The sequence below is a fragment of the Candidatus Thiodubiliella endoseptemdiera genome, from assembly GCF_964212635.1.
GTDB lineage: Bacteria > Pseudomonadota > Gammaproteobacteria > PS1 > Pseudothioglobaceae > Thiodubiliella > Thiodubiliella endoseptemdiera.
On record NZ_OZ156463.1, the window covers coordinates 1,538,181 to 1,558,569 of the forward strand.

General features: G+C 38.9%; 21 protein-coding genes and 1 other RNA gene. 8 read left to right on the forward strand and 14 right to left on the reverse strand.

The features are described 5' to 3' along the window. Positions 1-19 precede the first annotated feature (19 nt). Genes mreD through AB8525_RS08445 form a run of 3 tightly spaced genes read right to left on the reverse strand, consistent with a single transcriptional unit; the run spans position 20 to position 2,358 of the window. The gene (gene mreD, locus AB8525_RS08435) at positions 20-490 is read right to left on the reverse strand and encodes a rod shape-determining protein MreD (RefSeq protein ID WP_369150886.1); all 471 of its coding nucleotides are present in this window, start codon (positions 488-490) and stop codon (positions 20-22) included. A gap of 1 nt (position 491) precedes the next feature. Then, positions 492-1,292 carry a rod shape-determining protein MreC gene (mreC, locus tag AB8525_RS08440; RefSeq protein WP_369177378.1) on the reverse strand — a complete coding sequence of 267 codons (801 nt, stop codon included), beginning with the start codon at positions 1,290-1,292 and terminating at the stop codon, positions 492-494. A gap of 34 nt (positions 1,293-1,326) precedes the next feature. After that, complete coding sequence (locus AB8525_RS08445; protein WP_369177379.1) at positions 1,327-2,358, reverse strand: rod shape-determining protein; 1,032 nt, start codon at positions 2,356-2,358, stop codon at positions 1,327-1,329. An 81-nt stretch (positions 2,359-2,439) separates the two neighbouring features. Here AB8525_RS08445 and AB8525_RS08450 point away from each other — a divergent pair, with 81 nt between their 5' ends. Beyond that, positions 2,440-3,930, forward strand: coding sequence for a fumarate hydratase (locus AB8525_RS08450; protein WP_369150893.1), 1,491 nt, complete (start codon positions 2,440-2,442; stop codon positions 3,928-3,930). On the opposite strand, the gene AB8525_RS08455 is transcribed toward AB8525_RS08450, so the two are convergent. Continuing rightward, entirely contained in the window at positions 3,904-4,287 is a 384-nt protein-coding gene (locus tag AB8525_RS08455) for a hypothetical protein (RefSeq protein WP_369177380.1), read from the reverse strand. The two genes, AB8525_RS08450 and AB8525_RS08455, sit on opposite strands and share 27 nt — an antisense overlap. Here AB8525_RS08455 and AB8525_RS08460 point away from each other — a divergent pair. From AB8525_RS08460 to AB8525_RS08480, 5 genes are all read left to right on the forward strand, one after another. Continuing rightward, positions 4,276-4,431 (forward strand): hypothetical protein, encoded by a 156-nt coding sequence (locus tag AB8525_RS08460; RefSeq protein WP_369150900.1) that lies wholly within the window; start codon positions 4,276-4,278, stop codon positions 4,429-4,431. The two genes, AB8525_RS08455 and AB8525_RS08460, sit on opposite strands and share 12 nt — an antisense overlap. Before the next feature lie 41 nt (positions 4,432-4,472). Beyond that, positions 4,473-4,814, forward strand: an RNA gene (gene rnpB, locus AB8525_RS08465) — RNase P RNA component class A. Between the two features lie 515 nt (positions 4,815-5,329). After that, positions 5,330-6,880 carry a hypothetical protein gene (locus tag AB8525_RS08470; protein ID WP_369177381.1) on the forward strand — a complete coding sequence of 517 codons (1,551 nt, stop codon included), beginning with the start codon at positions 5,330-5,332 and terminating at the stop codon, positions 6,878-6,880. Positions 6,881-6,891: 11 nt separating this feature from the next. Beyond that, the gene (locus tag AB8525_RS08475; protein ID WP_369177382.1) at positions 6,892-7,797 is read left to right on the forward strand and encodes a metal ABC transporter substrate-binding protein; all 906 of its coding nucleotides are present in this window, start codon (positions 6,892-6,894) and stop codon (positions 7,795-7,797) included. Then, positions 7,794-8,555: a metal ABC transporter permease gene (locus AB8525_RS08480; RefSeq protein WP_369177383.1), complete on the forward strand. Its 762-nt coding sequence runs from the start codon at positions 7,794-7,796 to the stop codon at positions 8,553-8,555. Before AB8525_RS08475 ends, AB8525_RS08480 begins: the two co-directional genes overlap by 4 nt. A gap of 60 nt (positions 8,556-8,615) precedes the next feature. Here the strand turns inward: AB8525_RS08480 and AB8525_RS08485 are convergent, their stop codons facing one another. Both AB8525_RS08485 and AB8525_RS08490 read right to left on the reverse strand, forming a co-directional pair. Continuing rightward, positions 8,616-8,765, reverse strand: a complete 150-nt coding sequence (locus tag AB8525_RS08485; protein WP_369177384.1) for a hypothetical protein — start codon at positions 8,763-8,765, stop codon at positions 8,616-8,618. 48 nt (positions 8,766-8,813) lie between these two features. Continuing rightward, positions 8,814-9,446 (reverse strand): site-2 protease family protein, encoded by a 633-nt coding sequence (locus AB8525_RS08490; RefSeq protein ID WP_369150909.1) that lies wholly within the window; start codon positions 9,444-9,446, stop codon positions 8,814-8,816. A gap of 35 nt (positions 9,447-9,481) precedes the next feature. On the opposite strand from AB8525_RS08490, the gene AB8525_RS08495 reads away from it, so the two are divergent. Both AB8525_RS08495 and asd read left to right on the forward strand, forming a co-directional pair. Beyond that, entirely contained in the window at positions 9,482-11,167 is a 1,686-nt protein-coding gene (locus tag AB8525_RS08495) for a proline--tRNA ligase (protein WP_369177385.1), read from the forward strand. Continuing rightward, complete coding sequence (gene asd / locus AB8525_RS08500; RefSeq protein ID WP_369177387.1) at positions 11,164-11,940, forward strand: archaetidylserine decarboxylase; 777 nt, start codon at positions 11,164-11,166, stop codon at positions 11,938-11,940. The genes AB8525_RS08495 and asd overlap by 4 nt, the downstream gene beginning before the upstream one ends. Here the strand turns inward: asd and AB8525_RS08505 are convergent. The 8 genes from AB8525_RS08505 to AB8525_RS08540 form a co-directional block, all read right to left on the reverse strand. Further along, on the reverse strand, positions 11,912-13,165 hold the full coding sequence (locus tag AB8525_RS08505) for an HlyC/CorC family transporter (protein WP_369177389.1): 1,254 nt from the start codon (positions 13,163-13,165) through the stop codon (positions 11,912-11,914). The genes asd and AB8525_RS08505 overlap by 29 nt on opposite strands. A 17-nt stretch (positions 13,166-13,182) precedes the next feature. Next, positions 13,183-14,463, reverse strand: coding sequence for a phosphopyruvate hydratase (eno, locus tag AB8525_RS08510; RefSeq protein WP_369177391.1), 1,281 nt, complete (start codon positions 14,461-14,463; stop codon positions 13,183-13,185). 17 nt (positions 14,464-14,480) lie between these two features. Further along, entirely contained in the window at positions 14,481-15,587 is a 1,107-nt protein-coding gene (gene dnaJ, locus AB8525_RS08515) for a molecular chaperone DnaJ (RefSeq protein ID WP_369177392.1), read from the reverse strand. A 74-nt stretch (positions 15,588-15,661) separates the two neighbouring features. After that, positions 15,662-17,593 (reverse strand): molecular chaperone DnaK, encoded by a 1,932-nt coding sequence (dnaK, locus tag AB8525_RS08520; protein ID WP_369177393.1) that lies wholly within the window; start codon positions 17,591-17,593, stop codon positions 15,662-15,664. A gap of 89 nt (positions 17,594-17,682) precedes the next feature. Beyond that, entirely contained in the window at positions 17,683-18,159 is a 477-nt protein-coding gene (coaD, locus tag AB8525_RS08525) for a pantetheine-phosphate adenylyltransferase (protein WP_369150924.1), read from the reverse strand. Between the two features lie 2 nt (positions 18,160-18,161). Further along, positions 18,162-18,719 (reverse strand): 16S rRNA (guanine(966)-N(2))-methyltransferase RsmD, encoded by a 558-nt coding sequence (gene rsmD / locus AB8525_RS08530; RefSeq protein WP_369150927.1) that lies wholly within the window; start codon positions 18,717-18,719, stop codon positions 18,162-18,164. A gap of 21 nt (positions 18,720-18,740) precedes the next feature. Next, on the reverse strand, positions 18,741-19,298 hold the full coding sequence (gene ppa, locus AB8525_RS08535) for an inorganic diphosphatase (RefSeq protein ID WP_369177395.1): 558 nt from the start codon (positions 19,296-19,298) through the stop codon (positions 18,741-18,743). Continuing rightward, positions 19,288-20,343 carry a ribonuclease D gene (locus tag AB8525_RS08540; protein WP_369177397.1) on the reverse strand — a complete coding sequence of 352 codons (1,056 nt, stop codon included), beginning with the start codon at positions 20,341-20,343 and terminating at the stop codon, positions 19,288-19,290. Before AB8525_RS08540 ends, ppa begins: the two co-directional genes overlap by 11 nt. Between the last annotated feature and the right edge of the window lie 46 nt (positions 20,344-20,389).

A 20,389-nucleotide genomic window follows, 5' to 3' on the forward strand; every position in this document is an offset into this window, starting at 1 on the left:
AGTCATCATTGAGTATCGGTTAATGCCTACATTTTGAAAGTGTTAATTGCACTATCGGCCAAAGGAATGCGCTGGTGAATGGTGTGAACAATAAATAATAATTAAAGTCAAAACTTTGCGTGGATATCATATGTATCGACAGCAAAATACCTAAGTAAATACTAGCAGCGGTAAAGACATAAATTTGCTGTGTGGTGATATTAGATACAGCAAGTGACTGTTTTACTTTGACAATAAATGCCCCACTTAAAATGAGTGCCAAAGCATTTTGTCCTAAAATATCCCCATACAAAATATCAATAAAAATACCCAATAGCAAAGCAATAAAAAATCGTCCTTGTGTCGTAAAATAAGTCAGCCAATAAGTAAAAAATAACAGCACCCAAAAAGGGGCAATATCTGTAAGAATATCAGGCAAAGGAAACGCACTAATAATGAGTACAAACAGTGTTATTTTAGTTAGGAAAAGATAAGGTCTTTGAGTATGCATTCTATTTCACCCTTTTATTGATTAAAACAAATTCTAACTGCTGAATGGTTTGCGTCGGTGTTAATTCAATATGCAGGAACGGGTCGTTTGTTCGGTTTTCTATGTGAATCACGCGACCTACCGGGTATCCTGCAGGGAATTTTGAGCCAATCGCACTGGTTAAAAACACATCTCCCACTTTGACATCAAGCCCAGATTCAATAAAATTCACCATTAATTTACCCTGCTGTGACGCAATGCCTTTACCAATGCCACGAATGCCATTACGCTGGTTTTTAATAGGAATATGTTGAGTAGGGTCAGTAATCAACAAAATAGTTGAATACAGTGGCGTTACCTGACTGACCTGTCCAAGCACACCATCAGCACCAAGTACAATTTGACCAATTTCAATGCCATCACCGACGCCCTTATTAATAACAATTTGTTTTTTTAGTCGTGATTGACTAATAGCACCAACGCGCGCCAATACAAAGATGCCCTTATCAAGTTGATAGCGTGATTTTAGTAAGTCACTGAGTTTTTGATTGTCTAATAAGAGTGCATTGTGGTCTTGCAAGTCAACCTTGAGACGGGTCAATTCCACATTTAGTCGTTTGTTTTGATTAAGTAAAAATTGCTTACTTGTGCCTTGTTCGTTAATCCAAATGTAGAATTGAGAAGGTAGATTAACCAATAAATATACTGGCGATATTAGCCGAGCGATTGATTGTTTAACACTGTCCAAATAAGAAAATTTATAATCTGAAAAGATTAAAAAAATTGCAATTAAAATAGGTATAAAAAGTTTTAAAAATTGCATAACTCAGATACCTTACCCCGATATTTTAGAACAATTACTCTGCTGACAAAAACCCTATATTGTGCTGACTAATCATTTCTAGTGCAACACCACCACCACGAGCCACACAAGTTAAAGGGTCATCAGCGATACGCACAGGGAGTTTGGTTTCTTGGCTAATGAGTTTATCTAAACCGTCCAATAATGCACCGCCACCCGTTAATACTAATCCATTTTCCGCAATATCAGAACTTAACTCAGGTGGTGTTTGCTCAAGTGCGATTCTTATTGCACCAATAACAGTCACTAATGGCTCTTGCAAGGCATCTCTGATTTCTGTATTAGTTACTTCAAAACTGACTGGAATGCCTTTGGCAACATCTCTGCCGCTAAACTCCATTTTCTTGATAACGCTGGTTTTATAAGCCGAACCCACTTCCTGCTTGATTTTTTCAGCCGTCGATTCACCAATAATAATACCGTGTTCACGACGCACAAATTTAATAATATAATCATCAAATACATCGCCACCGACACGCAATGAGTCAGAATAAACAATACCATTCAATGACATAATTGCAATTTCTGTTGTGCCACCACCAATATCAACCACCATCGCACCAGATGCTTCTTTAATCGCCATACCTGCACCCAATGCTGCTGCCATTGGCTCTTCAATGAGATATACATCGCGTGCACCTGCACCCACAGCGCTTTCTTTAATCGCACGACGCTCAACTTGCGTTGCACCACAAGGCACACAAATAAGCACCTTAGGACTTGGTGAGAAAAATCCAGCATTCAATACTTTTTTAATAAAGTGCTGTAACATTTTTTCTGTAATTTTGAAATCTGCAATCACGCCGTCCTTCATTGGACGAATCGCCTCAATCGAACCAGGAGTTCTGCCTAACATATCCTTAGCATCTTTACCGACCGCGATAACTGTTGCTTCTGCAGAACTTCTATCGTGATAAATAGCAACAACAGACGGCTCGTTCAGGACAATTTCACCATCCATATAAATAAGGGTATTGGCAGTACCAAGGTCAATAGAAAGACTCTGGGATTTGAAAAAATTAAACATAAAAACTCCAGTTAGATAGTAGATAAAATAAAAAGATATATAATACTATAAGTTACCCACAAATTTTTACAAAATTTAAATATGAACATCCAACAAAATCAAGTCATTGAAAGCGTTGCCAATGCATTGCAATACATTTCTTATTATCACAGTTCTGACTTTATTCAGGCGATGACAAATGCGTATGAAAAAGAAACGCACAAAACTGCCAAAAATGCCATCGCCCAAATCCTTATTAACTCAAAAATGGCCGCTATTGGACAACGCCCATTATGCCAAGACACAGGTATCGTCAATGTATTTGTTGAAGTAGGTATGGGAGTAACTTGGGACGCTGAAATGTCTTTAGAAGAAATGATTAACGAAGGCGTTAAACAAGCCTTTACCAATGCAGATAACCCTTTGCGTGCTTCCATCGTTGCCGATCCATTATTTTCCAGAACCAATACTAAAGATAACACACCTGCTGTCATTCATATGAAAATTGTCAAAGGTAACAAATTAGATTTTATCGTCGCTGCTAAAGGCTGTGGCTCAGAAAATAAAGCAAAATTCACCGTCTTACAACCTGATGACAATGTTGCCGATTGGATAATGAAAATGATTCCAACCATGGGTGCTGGCTGGTGTCCACCGGGTGTAATCGGTATCGGCGTCGGCGGTACTGCCGAAAAAGCGATGCTGATGGCAAAAGAAAGTTTGATGCAACCAATTGACATTCAAGACATCGTTCAAAAATCCAATCCAAGCAATATTGAAAAATTGCGTTTAGAATTAATGGAAAAAATCAACAATCTCGGTATTGGTGCGCAAGGCTTAGGTGGTTTAACTACTGTCTTAGATGTTAAAATCAAAGACTACCCAGCTCACGCTGCCTCCCAAGCAGTCGCCATGATTCCAAACTGTGCAGCTACTCGTCATCTGCATTTTTCAATAGACGGTTCAGGCGTGGCGAAATTGCCAGAAGTGGATATTAATATGTATCCAGAATTAGAAATTGACTATTCTCAGTATCGACAAATCGACTTAAACAGCCTAACAAAATCAGCAATGAATGATTGGAAAGTAGGCGATACTTTGCTACTCACAGGTACAATTATCACGGGTAGGGATGCCGCACACAGCCGCCTTAAAAAAATGTTAGATAATGGCGAAGGGCTACCAAAAGGCGTGGATTTTAATAATAAATTTATCTATTATGTCGGACCAGTTGATGCCGTTGGCGATGAAGTGATTGGTCCTGCAGGACCCACTACTGCCACACGAATGGATAAATTCACCGATATGATGTTAGAAAACACTGGTATTTTAGGGATGATTGGCAAAGCAGAACGAGGTGAGGCAACCGTTCAGAGTATCAAAAAACACAAGGCCAGTTATTTAATTGCCGTGGGCGGTGCTGCTTATCTGATTTCTAAATCCATTAAAAAAGCCAAAAAAATTGCCTTTGAAGAAATGGGGATGGAGGCAATTTATGAGTTTGAAGTAAAAAATATGCCCGTTACAGTCGCTGTGGATTCGCAAGGTGAAAATATCCATCAAATTTTAATCGGAAGCATCTCTCCATATTAACGCCTCTTGTTTAGCCGCCCAATAAGGGGAGCGGAAATCTCTTGACCATATTTTCACAGCTTTTTGCCCAGTATTCTTTCTCCACATTGTTAATCTGGCACAATCAACCGACTTACCAGTTCTCCATGCCCAATCAACTTTCTTCATGCAATCTCTGGCATCTTTACATTTAGTAATACCTGATTGAACACCTTCAGAAGAATTCTCATACTTCTCAAACTCTAAATAAACCGCTGAGTTTGCATTTAAAGATAATAAAGTTAGCATTGTAAGTATTATTTTTTTCATTCTTAATTCTCGCTTGATTAAAATTATATTATAACATTCTGAGACCTTTGCATAAATATGAATAATCATCAAAACGCCATCTTTCATCAAATTACAAACTTTTTAAAAACACCCTTAGCCCTGCTAGGAGTGGATTTAAAAAATTTCCAATTTAATAAAATCTGTCATTTTGCTAATCATCCCTATTTATGCAAAGGTCTCATTCTAATATAAAAAGAAAGTCATTAATACTGAGTTAATATATAATTACCCCCGAAGTTGGTCGGATAGTCGCTGGTAGTTTTCTATCAGAGGAAAGTCCGGGCTCCATAGAGCAAAGTGCTGGCTAACAGCCAGATATGGTAACATAATGGAAAGTGCTGCAGAGATTTAGACTACCCATTTTTATGGGAAAAGGTGAGAAGGTGCGGTAAGAGCGCACCGCGTGGAAGGCAACAACCGCGGCAAGGTAAACCCCACTTGGAGCAAGCTCAAATAGGCTACCATTGGTGCTGCTCGCACAAGGTAGCGGGTAGAGTGCTAAAGCATATTAGTAATAATATGCGTAGATGAATGATTATCAATAACAGAACCCGGCTTACAGACCGACTTCCCTAATTTTTTTATACTGCCATTCTTAGATGGTATATTAGTGGTTTTTTTGCTTAGGTTGCAGAAAGACCCCCCATAAAAAATACTTTCCTGTAGAATTAAAACTTTTTGGCGTGAGTTTAACTCACATGTTAGGCTTTACATCAAATGATAAATCGAAATCACACTCAGATACATATGGTAGCACTTATAAGCATCTTATTGCTTATTGGGCAGTTTGGTGTGCTGTTTCACGCTGTAGATCATTCGTTTCATGAGGAAGATCAATCCTGTCAAATATTTCAGCAATGCGAGAGATTAGGAGATGGGCTGATTTCTCCTATGTTGCAATTAACCATTCTAGTTAGTCGCGTACAATCCATCCCTCAAATCGTTAGTATTTGGCTATCTTTACCACAATCAGCATATTTTTCCCGCGCTCCTCCCTCTCTTTTGTAAATAAATAAATCATTTTTTGACCGTCACAGACTTTTGTATGTCGTGGCGAATATTATATTTACAGGGAGACCTTTGCATAAATATGAATAATCATCAAAACGCCATCTTTCATCAAATTACAAACTTTTTAAAAACACCCTTAGCCCTGCTAGGAGTGGATTTAAAAAATTTCCAATTTAATAAAATCTGTCATTTTGCTAATCATCCCTATTTATGCAAAGGTCTCACAGGAGAAATTCTTATGCGTAAAATATTACTATCGGTTGCAATAGCAACCACACTATTTAATTCAACTTTTGTCTTTGCTAACAGTGAAACAGAGGCCATAAAACAACAACTAGATACCCTCAAAAAAGACTATGAACGGCGTATTCAAACACTGGAAGTTCGATTACTAAAGACAGAGGAAAATGCAAAACAAGCAAATTCCAAGGCTCAGGAAGTTCAGGTTGCTTTAAAACAAAACAACACTGCACAAAAAATATCATCAGGGAAAAATAACTTTAATCCTGCTATTAGCGTCATTTTAGATGGTCGCTATGCCAATTTTGACAATGATCCAGAGGATTATGAATTACCTGGGTTCGCGCTCGGTCCTGAATCAGGTTTGGGTGAAAAAGGGTTTTCTGTAGGCCATACTGAAATTGCTATAAGTGCCAATATTGACGACAAATTCTATGGTAAATTAACGACTGCTATTGCTGAACATGAAGGCGCAACAGAAGTAGAACTGGAAGAAGCATTTATTCAAACATTAGGTCTAGGCAATGGTTTAACTGTAAAGGGCGGTCGTTTTCTTTCAGAGATCGGTTATTTAAATAAGCAACACGCCCACGCTTGGGATTTTGCTGATGCCCCGTTAATTTATCGTGGTTTATTTGGTAATCAATTGGCTGACGATGGTTTGCAAATTAGTTATATTGCACCTACAGATACCTTTTTGCAGTTCGGCACAGAGTTGTTAAGTGGCAATCGTTTCCCCGCAGGTGGTAAGGCAAATGGTTTAGGTGCGTGGACTGCATTTGCGGATATAGGTGGTGATATTGGTATTGAACACAGTTGGCAGTTGGGTGCAAGTCATTGGCAGGCAAATGATATAAAGGGTCGTCAAAGTGGTGGTCATTCACATGGTGGCACAACAACAGAAACACCTTCATTTAGTGGTGACAGTAAAATTAATGCACTGGATTTTGTCTATAAATGGGCGCCTAATGGCAACCCAAAAAATCAAAATTTCAAATTTCAAACTGAATATTTTGATCGCAAGGAAATGGGTAATGTTACTATGCTAAACAGTGGGCCTCCTGTTGAGACAACAAGCTATGATGGGCATCAAAAAGGCTGGTATGCACAAACAACCTATAAGTTTAAACCTCAATGGCAATTGGGTTTGCGTTATGACCAGCTAGACAGCAATAACACGGGTTCTAATGTCAATGTACTGAAAGAAGCGGGGTTGGATAATGAAGGGCATACACCTAAACGCACCAGTCTCGCATTGGATTGGTTGCCGAGTGAATTTAGCCGAGTGCGCTTGCAATTCAACAAGGATGATTCCTATGAAAAGAGCGATAATCAAATCTTATTGCAATACACCATGAGCCTCGGCAGTCATGGTGCTCACCAGTTTTAGGAGAAAATACTATGTTATATCAATGGATAACAAAAACTGGTTTGGCGGTGTTGCTATTATCATTTGGCTTGAATTCGGCTTACGCCAAAATCAATGTCTTCGCTTGCGAACCTGAATGGGCAGCATTGTCACGGCAACTTGGCGGCAGTGCTGTCAAAGTTTTCAGTGCCACCACCGCTCAGCAAGACCCACATCATATACAGGCACGCCCTAGTCTAATCGCCAAGGTACGCCGTGCTGACTTACTGGTATGTACGGGTGCCGAATTGGAGGTGGGCTGGCTGCCTTTGTTGCTGCGTAAATCAGGCAATGGCAAGATTCAATCTGGGCAAGCTGGGTATTTTATGGCGGCCAATCAGGTCGCCCTATTAGAAAAACCTGCCGTTCTAGATCGCAGTTTGGGGGATATTCATGCGGCTGGGAATCCGCATATTCACTTTGATCCACGCCGTATTCAACAGATCGCCAATGCACTCACGCAACGGCTGATGCGTGTTGACCCAGCCAATCGCAGTTTGTATCAACAAAACGGACAACAGTTTGCACAGCAATGGCAACAAGCGATTAAAAAATGGCAGCAAAAAACGCAAACCTTGCAGGGTAAGAGAGTTGTTGTTAGCCATAATAGTTGGGTGTATCTGGAACAATGGCTGGGATTAAAAAAGATTGCCACACTTGAACCAAAACCAGGTATTCCACCCAGTAGCGCCTATTTAAGCAAGTTACTGACTCAATTAAAACAAAACCCAGCGGAGATGATTCTGAGTGCAACTTATCAGAATCAAAAGCCAGCACATTGGCTATCAAAAAAAACAAGCATACCTGTTATCAGTCTTAGTTTTAGCCCTGTTAAAAATGAGACTTTAATAGTTTGGTTTGGACGGATTGTAGATCAATTAATCGGAGTGCATTTGTGAGCGTTGAAGGGTTAGAGTATGCCATTCTAGGACCCGCTTTTATCGCGGGTTTATTAATATTGGCAACCCATGTACCGCTTGGTCAGGAAGTGCTTAAACGCGGCATTATTTTTATTGATTTGGCGATTGCCCAAATTGCAGGCTTGGGTGTCATTACCGCTTACCGTTTCGGCTGGGAAGCTCATGGCTGGGAAGTGCAAATAGCCGCAGTGGGCAGTGCATTAATTGCTGCAACTGCATTGGGCTGGTTAGAGAAACGCTGTCAAAAATATCAGGAAGCCCTAATTGGTGTAACCTTTATACTGGCAGCTACTGCTAGTATTTTACTCTTGGCGGATAACCCGCATGGCGGTGAATCACTCAAAGATTTACTGGTGGGACAAATATTGTGGATTACTTGGGGGCAACTCTTGCCTACAGCATTAGTAGCAGGTTTAATATTGCTGGTGTTGTTTAAATTTAAACAACAATTAAACCACCTAGGATTTTACTTACTGTTTGCCATTGCTGTGACCAGTTCAGTGCAATTAGTGGGGGTTTACCTAGTGTTTGCCAGTCTGATTATCCCAGCGCTGGGAAGCATTGGAAGCAACAAGGTATTATTGAAAGGTTATATAATTGGTGGTTCAGGTTACGGGCTTGGCTTAATCGCATCATCACTGATGGATTTGCCAAGCGGAGCGGTTATTGTCTGGAGTATTGCTATCATTGCAATTTTGTTCAAGTTCGTAATGAGAAATGGTTATAAGAATAATTAGGGTTAGAGTGTAATTTTTTTTCGTTTCCATGTGCGTGGGAATGAGTGATAAATATCAAATCTAATTGAGACCTTTGCATAAATAGGGATGATTAGCAAAATGACAGATTTTATTAAATTGGAAATTTTTTAAATCCACTCTTAGCAGGGCTAAGGGTGTTTTTAAAAAGTTTGTAATTTGATGAAAGATGGCGTTTTGATGATTATTCATATTTATGCAAAGGTCTCTAATTAAATTAGATTATTACAGTTCAAGTATTTAAATCAAGCCAACAGTGTGAAGCATAAAGGTTTGTAATATTTTAACAATGGGTAAAATGACTTTTTCAAAGATACCCAAGAAAAGTAAACCTAAGAGAATAAATAAACCATAAGCTTCTAATTTGTTATATTCATAGGCTAATTTGTTGGGTAATAATGAACTGACCACGCGTGAGCCATCCAGTGGAGGCAGAGGGAGTAAATTTAACACACCCAGTACTAAGTTAATACTAATGCCAATTTGTGCCATATCAATTAAAAATTGTGATTTGATTTCAAAGGCAATAAAGATAGATGCTAGCCACAATCCTGCCATCATAAAGTTAGACATAGGGCCTGCTAGTGCTACCCACGACATATCATGTTTTGGATTCCTCAGGGCGTTGGGGTTGATAGGCACGGGTTTTGCCCAGCCAAATAGAAAAGGAGAGCCGGTTAAATATAGTACTGCAGGCATCAAAATCGTGCCTATCGGGTCAATATGTTTAATAGGGTTCAGAGTAAGTCTTCCCATCATTTTGGCACTGTGGTCGCCTAGCTTTGAAGCAACCCAACCGTGTGCTACCTCGTGAACGGTGATGGCAAAAAGCACAGGAATTATATAAATTAAAAGTGTTTGAATATCGGGCATAGGTAAAATTGGTTGTTTTTATTTCGCTATTATAAATGAAAACCAGTCAAATTCTTATCCCAATGCAAAAAGAAGCGCCAAATGATGCGCAGATTATTTCACATCAATTGATGATTCGTGCAGGGCTTATTTCTAAACTTGCTTCGGGCTTATATTCTTACTTACCAATAGGTCTCAAAGTTTTGCAAAAAGTTGAGCAAATTATTCGTGAAGAAATGAACAATTCAAATGCACAAGAGGTGCTGATGCCTGTGGCACAGCCCGCAGAATTGTGGCAGGAGTCAGGGCGTTGGGATGAGTATGGTGCGGAATTGTTGCGTTTTAATGACCGCCATGGCAGAGAATTTTGCCTCGGCCCAACACACGAAGAAGTGATTACTAATTTGGCAGGGCAGTATCTCAATAGTTATAAGCAATTACCGATAAATTTCTATCAAATTCAAACTAAATTCCGTGATGAAATTCGCCCTAGGTTTGGGGTAATGCGTTCGCGTGAATTTATTATGAAAGATGCATATTCTTTTCATTTAGAGCAAGACAGTTTGCAGAAGGAATTTGACAAAATGCACAGCACTTATTGTCGAATTTTTGAACGACTTGGTTTAGATTATCGCCCTGTATTGGCTGATAGTGGCAGTATTGGCGGTGAAAATTCGATTGAGTTTCATGTGTTGGCAGAGTCGGGTGAGGATGCGATTTGTTTTTCTGATAAATCGGATTATGCGGCGAATATTGAAAAAGTTGTTTTTTCTGAACAGACGGCTACTTGTTCGCCAAGTGCTGTTGAAAAAATGGTGCTGACTAAGAAAAAAACCAGTATTGAAGCCGTGGCTGAGTTTTTAAATGTTGAACAAGCAGACTGCGTTAAAACTTTAATCCTTAAAACCAAAGAGGGTTTCAAAGCGGTGGCTTTGCGTGGCGACCACGATTTGAATGAAACCAAAGCACAGAATTTATGGGGTGAGTTTGAATTGGCAAGTGATGAAGAGATCAAATCTTTAGAGTTAAAAAAAGGGTTTATCGGCGTTAAAGGTTTGAGTATTGATCTAATTGTTGATTATTCCGCAGCCGTGATGTGTGATTTTGTGTGCGGTGCGAATGAATGGGATAAACATTTAACAGGAGTTAATTGGACAGATATTGAATTTAAAACTGCTGATTTGCGTGACGCTGTTGAAGGCGATGATTCCCCTGATGGCAAAGGAAAATTAGTCATCAAACGCGGTATTGAAGTCGGGCATATTTTCCAGCTTGGTGATAAATATTCTAAAGCAATGAATGCCAATGTCATCGGCAAATCTGGCAAAGCAGAAGTGATGTTGATGGGCTGTTATGGTATCGGAGTTACCCGTGTTATTGCTGCTGCTATTGAGCAGAATTATGATGATAGGGGGATTATTTTTCCAGCCAGTATTGCCCCATTCCAAGTGGTAATTGTGCCAATTAATTACACCAAATCAACCCGCGTTAAAGAATTGGCAGATAATTTGTATCAACAGTGTTTAGATGCAGGTATTGAAGTTTTATTGAATGATAAAAAAGAACGAGCGGGTATTATGTTTGCTGAAAGTGAGTTATTAGGTATTCCACATCGGCTGGTTTTGAGCGATACGCATGCTGATAATAGCAATATTGAATACAAAGCCAGAAATAACCCTGATAAAGTAGAAGTGCCGTTTGATGAAGCATTGATTTATCTGCAAAAACAATTATCCGAATGATTTTTCTACAATATATTATTCCACAGCATAGTCTTTCTGGGCTAATGTTTCGCTTTGCCCGTATTGAAAATAAGTGGATAAAAAATAAATTCACTCATTGGTTTGTCAAAACTTATCAGGTGGATTTATCCCAAGCGAATCGTGAAAATATAGAAGATTATAAAAATTTCAACGACTTTTTTACCCGCTCATTAAAGCCCGATGTCCGTCCAATCGGTGATGGATTAATCAGCCCAGTTGATGGTACAGTCTCACAAGCAGGCAATATCAAAAACGGCGATTTAATTCAAGCCAAAGGCAAAAAATTTACTTTGAAAGCCTTGCTAGGCAATGACACAGATTTTAAAGATTTCACCACTATTTATTTATCCCCAAGCGACTACCATCGTATTCATGCACCGTTTGACGGCAAGTTGTTAAAAATGGATTATATTGGTGGAGATTTGTTTTCAGTTAACCAACAAACCGCACAATCAGTTGATAATTTGTTTGCTAGAAACGAACGAGTGGTGTGTTATTTTGATACCTATACCATTGTCTTAGTCGGTGCAATTTTTGTCGGTAGTATGGATACTGTGTGGCATGGACAAATTACCCCACCGTATGGCAAACAATTCAGTGTGGATTATAGCGATAAAAATATCAGTCTTAAAAAAGGCGAAGAGTTGGGGCGTTTTAATATGGGTTCAACTGTGATTTTATTGAGTAACACTCATCAGTTTGATTTACAAGCTGGATTGGTAGTTAAGATGGGTCAATCTTTGTCAGTTTAACCAGTTTTATCGCACTATCGGCAATTTGAATAATATCTATCAAGATATTATCAATTTTAATACTTATATCGCGTTTCGGAATACTTTGTAATTCTTCCAAGATAAGTCCATTTAAAGTTTTAGCCTTATCAACACTAAGATTTGTGTCCAACAAGGCGTTAAGTTCGCGAATGCTCACTCTTGGATCTATCAAATAACTGCCATCCTCCTGCTTGATAATTTCATCAATGCTTTCGTTTTGATTGGAAGTGAATTGACCAACAATCTCTTCCAAAATATCTTCCAAAACAATTAAGCCACGCACTTCTCCATATTCATCAACGACTAAACCCAAGCGTCTTTTTTTTGTCTGAAAGTGTTCCAATTGATGTGCCAACGAAGTGCCTTCGGGTACAAAATATGGCTTGCGCACTGCTGCCAATACATTTTCAATACTGAACTCATCTTTGGCATACAAGTTAACCACATTGCGCATATGTAAAACGCCAGTAATATTGTCACTTGATGTGTCATAAGTCAATAAACGCGTGTGTTGTGTGCGTTGTAATTGCTTGATGATTTCATCGGGTTTGCTGGTGTCAATACTGATGAGTTCGTGTCTCGGAATCATAATATCTTCTACTTTTACCTTCTCTAAGTCAATGATGTTATGCAACATTTTTTGATAATTTGACGCAATAATCGGCTTGGCATCATCTACTACCATTTTTAATTCTTCCGAACTAATCTCATCAATAGACTCGTTGTTTTTAACGCCAAGTATCATCAAAATTAGTTTGCTCAATTGTGCAACAAACCAAACAAATGGCTTGAAGATTTTAACCAAGACATTAATAATAACGGAAGCTGGTAGGGCAATTTTTTCAGGGTGTTTGGCGGCAAAAGTTTTTGGCGTGGTTTCTGCAAAAACCAAAATCACAAAAGTTAACGCTAAAGATGCCATCACCACTGAGCCATCACCCCATAATTTAATTGCCAAGAGGGTAGCAACACTGGAAGCAAAAATATTGACCAAGTTATTACCTAGTAAAATTGTGCCAATTAGATGGTCTAAATTACCTAATAAACGCTCGGTGTATTTGGCTCTTTCGTTGGTTTTGGCAAGTGTTTTTAGGCGATAGCGATTAATTGCCATCATCGAAGTTTCAGCTGATGAAAAGAAAGCGGACGCCAAAATCAACCCTATAAGGATGATGATTAGCCAAGAAGTTGAAAGTGATTCCAAGTAGCGGTCTGCCTACCTTAATTTAGGTGGTTAAATGTAGAAAGGCCAGGGTAAATCGCATTAGCACCCAACTCCTCTTCAATGCGAAGTAAGCGGTTATATTTTGCCAAACGGTCAGAGCGAGAAAGTGAGCCAGTTTTAATTTGTCCACAGCCTGTTGCTACTGCCAAATCAGCAATTGTTGTGTCTTCTGTTTCGCCAGAACGATGTGACATTACGCAAGTGTAACCTGCTTTTTCTGCCATTGCCATTGCTTCAAAAGTTTCACTTAAAGTACCGATTTGATTGACTTTAATTAGGATTGAATTGGCGATGCTTTTCTCAATACCCTCTGCCAAAATCTTGCTGTTAGTCACGAACAAATCATCACCGACTAACTGCACTTTGTTGCCAATTTTTTTTGTTAATAAAGCCCAACCATTCCAATCGTTTTCATCCATACCATCTTCGATGGAAATTACTGGGTATTTTGCTACCCAGTCTGCCAAATAATCAACAAATTCTTCAGAAGTTAACGAACGATTTTCAGAAGCAAGATTGTAAGTGCCATTCTCATAAAACTCAGAACTGGCGGCATCAATACCGATGTAAATATCTTTACCTGCTACAAAACCGGCATCTTTAATTGCCTCTAAAATTACTTTAATTGCCTCTTCATTGGAGGCTAAGTCTGGTGCAAAACCGCCTTCATCACCCACCGCTGTATTTAGTCCTTTGGCTTCCAAAACAGATTTCAACTTGTGGAATACCTCTGCACCATAACGCAACGCCTCTTTAAAGGTCGGCGCACCCGCAGGAATAATCATAAATTCTTGAATATCCACGCTATTATTTGCATGTTCACCGCCATTGATAATGTTCATCATTGGTACAGGTAATTTGTATTTAGCACCTAAATTAAGTGTGTCATATAAAGGTTTGTTTAAAGCATTTGCATTTGTATGTGCAGCGGCTAATGACACTGCCAAAATGGCATTCGCACCCAAACGAGATTTGGTTTGAGTGCCATCAAGGTCAATCATTGCTTGGTCAATTTTACTAAGGTCAGCAATATCAAAGCCTTTTAACGCCTGTGCAATTTCAGTATTAATAAAAGCCACCGCTTTTAAAACACCCTTGCCCAAATAACGAGATTTATCCCCATCACGCAATTCTAATGCTTCTCGTTCACCCGTTGATGCACCTGATGGCACCATTGCACTCCCCATTGTGCCATTTTCAAGAGTGATGTCTGCTTCAATAGTTGGATTGCCTCTGGAATCTAAAATTTCGCGTGCTTTGATTTGTGTGATTTTCACTGTTGTGTCCTTATACTTTATTTTAAAAATGACTTCATTTTACCAAAGAAGGAGTTCGACTCGGGGTGTTGTTTCTTTCCACAGGAACCTGAAAACTCTTTCAATAATTGTTTTTGCTTGCTACTGAGATTAACAGGCGTTTCAATCTGCACTTGGCAAATCAAATCCCCTGTTGCACCACCACCTTGTAAGATTGTTACACCTTTGCCTTTTAGACGGAATTGGCGATTGGTTTGTGTACCTTCAGGGATTTTAAGGTTTAGCTTACCCTCTAAAGTTGGTACTTCAACTGTGCCACCCAATGCTGCCGATGCAAAATTAATCGGCACACTACAATACAAATCATTACCATGGCGTTCAAAAATATTATGTGGTCTGACATGGATTTCTACATATAAATCACCAGCTGGACCACCACGCAGTCCTGCTTCACCTTCACCTGTAAGACGAATGCGATTACCAGAATCAACCCCCGCAGGGATTTTCGCTGAGAGTGTTTTTTGTCTGCGTACCACACCTTTTCCGTGGCAATCACCACAAGGGGAACTGATGACTTGACCAACACCATTGCATTGTGGACAAGGTTGTTGCACTTGGAAAGGACCTTGTCGCATATGTACTTGACCTGCACCATGGCAAGTACCACAAGTCTTTGCACTGGTGCCAGGTTTAGCACCAGAGCCATTACAAGTATCACACTTTTCTCCTTTAGGAATGCGAATTTGAACGGTTTTTCCTTTAGCAGCTTCTTCGAGGTCAATTTCTAAATCATAGCGTAAATCTGAGCCACGATTACTGGCTTGTTGTTGACGACCACCACCAAAAATATCACCAAAAATATCACCAAAGCCACCGCTACCACCAAATGGGTTGCCACCGCCACCTGCGGCACTGCCATTCACACCTGCGTGACCAAATTGGTCGTAGGCTTGGCGTTTTTCGGTATCCGATAAAATACTATAAGCCTTTTGAATTTCTTTAAAAGTCTTTTCTGCCGCTTCTTTAGTGTCTTTGTTGCGGTCAGGGTGGTGCTTCATTGCTAAACGCTTATAGGCTTTTTTAATTGCCTTTACATCGGCACCTTTTGCTACACCGAGTACTTCGTAATAATCTCTTTCTGCCATAATTTTTTCCTTCAATAAAAGTAAAAAACCCTCTGTAAAAGAAGGTTAATTACTGATGATTTTAAAAGTGGATTTTATTTCTTGTCGTTGTCCACTTCTTCAAAGTCTGCATCTACCACATCGTCATCTTTAGCGCCTGCATTCGCTGCATCGGTAAATCCATCGCCACCTTCTGCACCGCCACCTGCTTTCGCTTGTGCTTTTTCAGCTAATGGCTGTGCTGCCTCACTCAAAGACTGTACTTTTGCATCAATAGCTTCTTTGTCTTCGCCTTTTATAGCTTCTTCAAGTTCTGCAATCGCTGTATCAATCGCTGATTTTTCTTCTTCCGAAGTTTCGTCTTTCAAATCGTCCAACATCTGTTTAGTGGAATGCACCAATGAATCTGCCATATTGCGTGAAGTTACTAGTTCTTGGAATTTTTTATCTTCCTCAGCATTAGCTTCCGCATCTTTAATCATTTTTTCAACTTCTTCATCGCTTAAACCACTCGATGCTTTAATGGTAATGCTCTGCTCTTTGCCAGTATTTTGGTCTTTAGCAGACACATTCAAGATACCGTCAGAGTCAATGTCCAAAGTTACTTCAATTTGGGGCTGACCTTTTGGTGCATTAGGGATGCCTTCTAAATTAAACTGACCAAGTGATTTATTTGCACTGGCTACATCGCGCTCACCTTGTAATACATGAATGGTTACCGCTGATTGATTATCGGCTGCCGTTGAGAAAGTCTGATTTGCATTCGTCGGAATAGTTGTATTTTTCTCAATCAACTTCGTCATAATACCACCCATTGTCTCAATACCCAGTGATAATGGAGTCACATCTAATAACAATACATCATTGACATCACCACCCAAAACACCTGCTTGAATAGCGGCACCCATTGCCACTGCTTCATCAGGATTGACATCTTTTTTAGGCTCTTTGCCGAAAAACTTTTTTACCTCTTCCTGTACCTTTGGCATACGCGTAGAGCCACCAACAATAATTACTTCATCAATGTCTTTGGCAGTCAAATCTGCATCTTTTAACGCAATTTGACAAGGGTCAATTGAACGCTTGATTAGGTCTTCAACTAACGACTCTAACTTGGCACGCGTCAATTTAATATTAAGGTGTTTAGGGCCTGACGCATCGGCTGTTACATACGGAAGATTAACTTCAGTTTGTTCAGAAGAAGATAACTCAATTTTTGCTTTTTCTGCCGCTTCTTTCAAGCGTTGTAATGCCATTGGATCATTTTTTAAATCAACACCTTGCTCTTTTTTAAATTCTTCAACCAAGAAATCCATAATACGCTGGTCAAAATCTTCACCACCCAAGAAAGTATCACCATTCGTTGACAATACTTCAAAGTGCTTCTCACCATCAATGTCTTCCATTTCAATGATAGATACATCGAATGTACCGCCACCTAAATCATATACAGCAACAGTTTTATCACCAGTTGATTTATCCACACCATAAGCCAATGCTGCCGCAGTTGGCTCATTAATAATGCGTTTAACATCCAAACCTGCAATCTTACCCGCATCTTTAGTCGCCTGTCTTTGTGAGTCATTAAAGTAAGCAGGTACGGTAATTACCGCTTCCGTTACTTTCTCACCAAGGTAATCTTCAGCCGTCTTTTTCATCTTACCAATGACTTTTGCAGAAATTTCAGGGGCTGCCATTTTCTTACCATTTATTTCAACCCACGCATCGCCATTGTCTGCTTTAACAATTTTATAAGGTACTAAATCAATGTCTTTTTGCACCGCTTTTTCATCAAAACGACGACCAATTAATCGTTTAATCGCATACAAAGTATTTTCAGGGTTGGTAACCGCTTGGCGTTTAGCTGATTGACCAACTAAAACTTCTTCTGAGTCTTTTGGGAATGCAATAATAGACGGGGTGGTGCGATCACCCTCAGAGTTTTCAATGATTTTTACGCTGCCACCTTCCATAATGGCAACGCATGAATTTGTTGTTCCTAAGTCAATTCCAATAATTTTTGACATATTTTTTTCTCCTGTTTTTTGTTATTTTATGAATCTTATGTAAGGATACAAAAAATAAATTCAAGAGAAAAAGTAAAAAAAATATTTTTTTAAATTTTTGTTTTTAGTAATTTTTCCACATTGTTTGGCACAAATGCACTAATATCACCACCTAAAGATAAAATTTCTCTCACTAATGAAGAGGAAATATTGGCATATTGCTCCGCAGGGGTCATGAACAGGGTTTCGATATTAGGGTTGAGATGTTTGTTCATTCCTGAGAGTTGAAATTCGTATTCAAAATCACTTACAGCACGCAAACCACGCAAAATAATCTGCGCATTTTGTGCTTTGGCAAAATCCACTAATAAAGTATTAAAACTCAATACTTTGATATTATCAATGCCTAGTAATGCAGTATTGACACTCTCAATCCTGTCATTAATACTCAAAAAAGCTGATTTTTTGCTGTTTTGTGTGATGCCGATAATCACTGTATTAAATAGTTTACTGGCGCGTTTTATTAAATCAATGTGGCCGTTGGTAATCGGATCAAATGACCCTGGATAAATTGCAATTTTTTTCATAGTTATAATGGTTGTATCAAGCAATAATATACTGCCCCTGATTTTTTTTGTTTATTAATAGTAAACGCATTTTTTAGGAAATCATCCGTTATCTCAAACTCAGATTCTATGTAGATTTTACCATCTTTAGCAATAAAGTCATTTTTTGTCATTAATTTTAAAATTTTTTCTAAATAATTTTTGTAAAAAGGTGGATCTAATAAAATGAAATCAAACCATTCTGTGCTTTTTTTATCTAAAAAATCAAACGCGTCTTGGTTAAAAATCGTCAAATTGTCTGCCTTTAATAAGCGTTTATTTTCTTGTAAAAAATCGAATGCAGTATTATTTTTTTCAACGCTGACGATGTGTTTTGCCCCACGAGAAATCGCTTCAAAACTCAAAGCACCACTACCAGAAAATAAATCTAAAAAAGTTTTTCCTGCTGTTTCAAACTGTAGCCAATTAAACAAAGTTTCACGCACTTTATTAGGGCTTGGACGCAAACCATCAGCCTCAGGAAAATAGAATTTCCGTCCTCGATGTACTCCACCAATAATTTGAAAACTATTTTTCATCATTGATGTAAGAGGTTGAACCTCTTACAATGAGTTGGGGGTGCTGAGGAGGTGAGTTTGATAAGCGTTAGCAGAGGCTTGTAATTCTTGTTTTGCCTCATTTACATTACCCCAGCCGTCAATTTTTACCCATTTTTCTTTATCAAGGTCTTTGTAGTAGGTAAAAAAATGTTCGATTTGGTCTTTTAAAACGCTGTTAACATCGCTAATATCCTTGATATCAGCATAAGATTTGCACAGTTTATCAGTTGGTACTGCTAAAATTTTGTAGTCTTGCCCTTCTTCGTCAGTCATCCGTAACACGCCAACGGGGCGGGCAGTAATTACCGAATCGTGAATCAGCGGATAAGGGGTGATGACCAATACATCTGCTGGGTCGCCGTCATCAGATAAAGTGTCAGGCACGAAGCCATAATTACATGGGTAAAACATTGGGGTTGAGATAAATCTATCAACGAACATTGCTCCTGTCTCTTTGTCAATTTCGTATTTAACTGGCGATGAATTCGCAGGGATTTCGATAATAACATTGACTTCATCGGGGATATTACCCGCCGATACTGGTTTCAAACTATTTTGCATTTTCTAACTCCTCTTTTAATAAATCAAAACGCCAACCGCTGAGAAAATTCACCGACTGGTCGCCACGAATGTATCTTAACAAAGTTTTGCCACTTGCAATAACTTCTATTGTCAAATTATACTGATTTGCTTTTTCTTGAATGAGTTTTTGCAAAATCAGTTTCTGTGCTTTTTCCTCAGGTGTTGGCAGTATATTTTTGCGTGTATCCAGCTCAATTTCATAAGGATTTTCAGTCAAAAAACTCTCAAATTTTCGTCGCTTGTCATCATTTAATTGCGTTTTCCCCATTGTGATATTAATTAAATTATTGTCCGTCATTATCCAGCGTCTTGGCTTATTTTTATCAATTGCCATCCGTTCTCGCCAGCCTGCCAACTGCACTGCAAGCGTATGTAAATGTTTAGGGATACGAGAAAACCCTTTGACACGAGTCCAAGATTGAAAAATATCCGTTTCATATAGTCTAATATCAAGCATAGATTTCCCTTCTTGCATTAGCCAATCCAGCTTTCGCTCATTTTCAAGCAAGGTTTTTAGTTGTGCATAATTTTTAATCAAATAAACTACATCATCTAACGCATATTCCACCGCTTTTTCAGGCAAAGGGCGAGTCGTCCAATCTAGTCGAGTATAAGCCTTGTCCAAAACCACTCCTTGCAAAATTTCTGTCAGTGCTTGATACGATATTTGTGCCCCGAAATTACTATCTTCTGGACGCAAATCCTTCAATAAATCGGGGGCAATTTGTGTATCAAAAACATATGCAGGCAGTTGTTTTGAATATTGGTATAATACTTCAATATCGTTACGCGCAGCGTGGGCAATCCATAGTACATCAGGCTGATAAATTTTATTAAACAAAGGTTGTAAGTCCTCAATCGCTAAAATATCAATACATTCGGCTTCCTTCTCAGTTGCAATTTGCAATAAACACAATTGTGGATAGAAGGTGCTCACCCACTTAAATTCAGTATCAATTGCCAACTCGGTCTCATCTTTAATACGATGTAAAAATTCGGCTAATTCATTATTATTTATAATCATTTGTCGCATTTTAGCAACAAATGATTACAACGGTGATTTTTATGCG

What these genes read in the sequence shown, in the direction of transcription:
- mreD (WP_369150886.1), bottom strand. Translation starts at nt 490, where the DNA reads ATGCATACTCAAAGACCTTATCTTTTCCTAACTAAAATAACACTGTTT.
- mreC (WP_369177378.1), bottom strand. Translation starts at nt 1,292, where the DNA reads ATGCAATTTTTAAAACTTTTTATACCTATTTTAATTGCAATTTTTTTA.
- AB8525_RS08445 (WP_369177379.1), bottom strand. Translation starts at nt 2,358, where the DNA reads ATGTTTAATTTTTTCAAATCCCAGAGTCTTTCTATTGACCTTGGTACT.
- AB8525_RS08450 (WP_369150893.1), top strand. Translation starts at nt 2,440, where the DNA reads ATGAACATCCAACAAAATCAAGTCATTGAAAGCGTTGCCAATGCATTG.
- AB8525_RS08460 (WP_369150900.1), top strand. Translation starts at nt 4,276, where the DNA reads ATGAATAATCATCAAAACGCCATCTTTCATCAAATTACAAACTTTTTA.
- AB8525_RS08455 (WP_369177380.1), bottom strand. Translation starts at nt 4,287, where the DNA reads ATGATTATTCATATTTATGCAAAGGTCTCAGAATGTTATAATATAATT.
- AB8525_RS08470 (WP_369177381.1), top strand. Translation starts at nt 5,330, where the DNA reads ATGAATAATCATCAAAACGCCATCTTTCATCAAATTACAAACTTTTTA.
- AB8525_RS08475 (WP_369177382.1), top strand. Translation starts at nt 6,892, where the DNA reads ATGTTATATCAATGGATAACAAAAACTGGTTTGGCGGTGTTGCTATTA.
- AB8525_RS08485 (WP_369177384.1), bottom strand. Translation starts at nt 8,765, where the DNA reads ATGAATAATCATCAAAACGCCATCTTTCATCAAATTACAAACTTTTTA.
- AB8525_RS08490 (WP_369150909.1), bottom strand. Translation starts at nt 9,446, where the DNA reads ATGCCCGATATTCAAACACTTTTAATTTATATAATTCCTGTGCTTTTT.
- AB8525_RS08495 (WP_369177385.1), top strand. Translation starts at nt 9,482, where the DNA reads ATGAAAACCAGTCAAATTCTTATCCCAATGCAAAAAGAAGCGCCAAAT.
- asd (WP_369177387.1), top strand. Translation starts at nt 11,164, where the DNA reads ATGATTTTTCTACAATATATTATTCCACAGCATAGTCTTTCTGGGCTA.
- dnaJ (WP_369177392.1), bottom strand. Translation starts at nt 15,587, where the DNA reads ATGGCAGAAAGAGATTATTACGAAGTACTCGGTGTAGCAAAAGGTGCC.
- dnaK (WP_369177393.1), bottom strand. Translation starts at nt 17,593, where the DNA reads ATGTCAAAAATTATTGGAATTGACTTAGGAACAACAAATTCATGCGTT.
- coaD (WP_369150924.1), bottom strand. Translation starts at nt 18,159, where the DNA reads ATGAAAAAAATTGCAATTTATCCAGGGTCATTTGATCCGATTACCAAC.
- rsmD (WP_369150927.1), bottom strand. Translation starts at nt 18,719, where the DNA reads ATGATGAAAAATAGTTTTCAAATTATTGGTGGAGTACATCGAGGACGG.
- ppa (WP_369177395.1), bottom strand. Translation starts at nt 19,298, where the DNA reads ATGCAAAATAGTTTGAAACCAGTATCGGCGGGTAATATCCCCGATGAA.
- AB8525_RS08540 (WP_369177397.1), bottom strand. Translation starts at nt 20,343, where the DNA reads ATGATTATAAATAATAATGAATTAGCCGAATTTTTACATCGTATTAAA.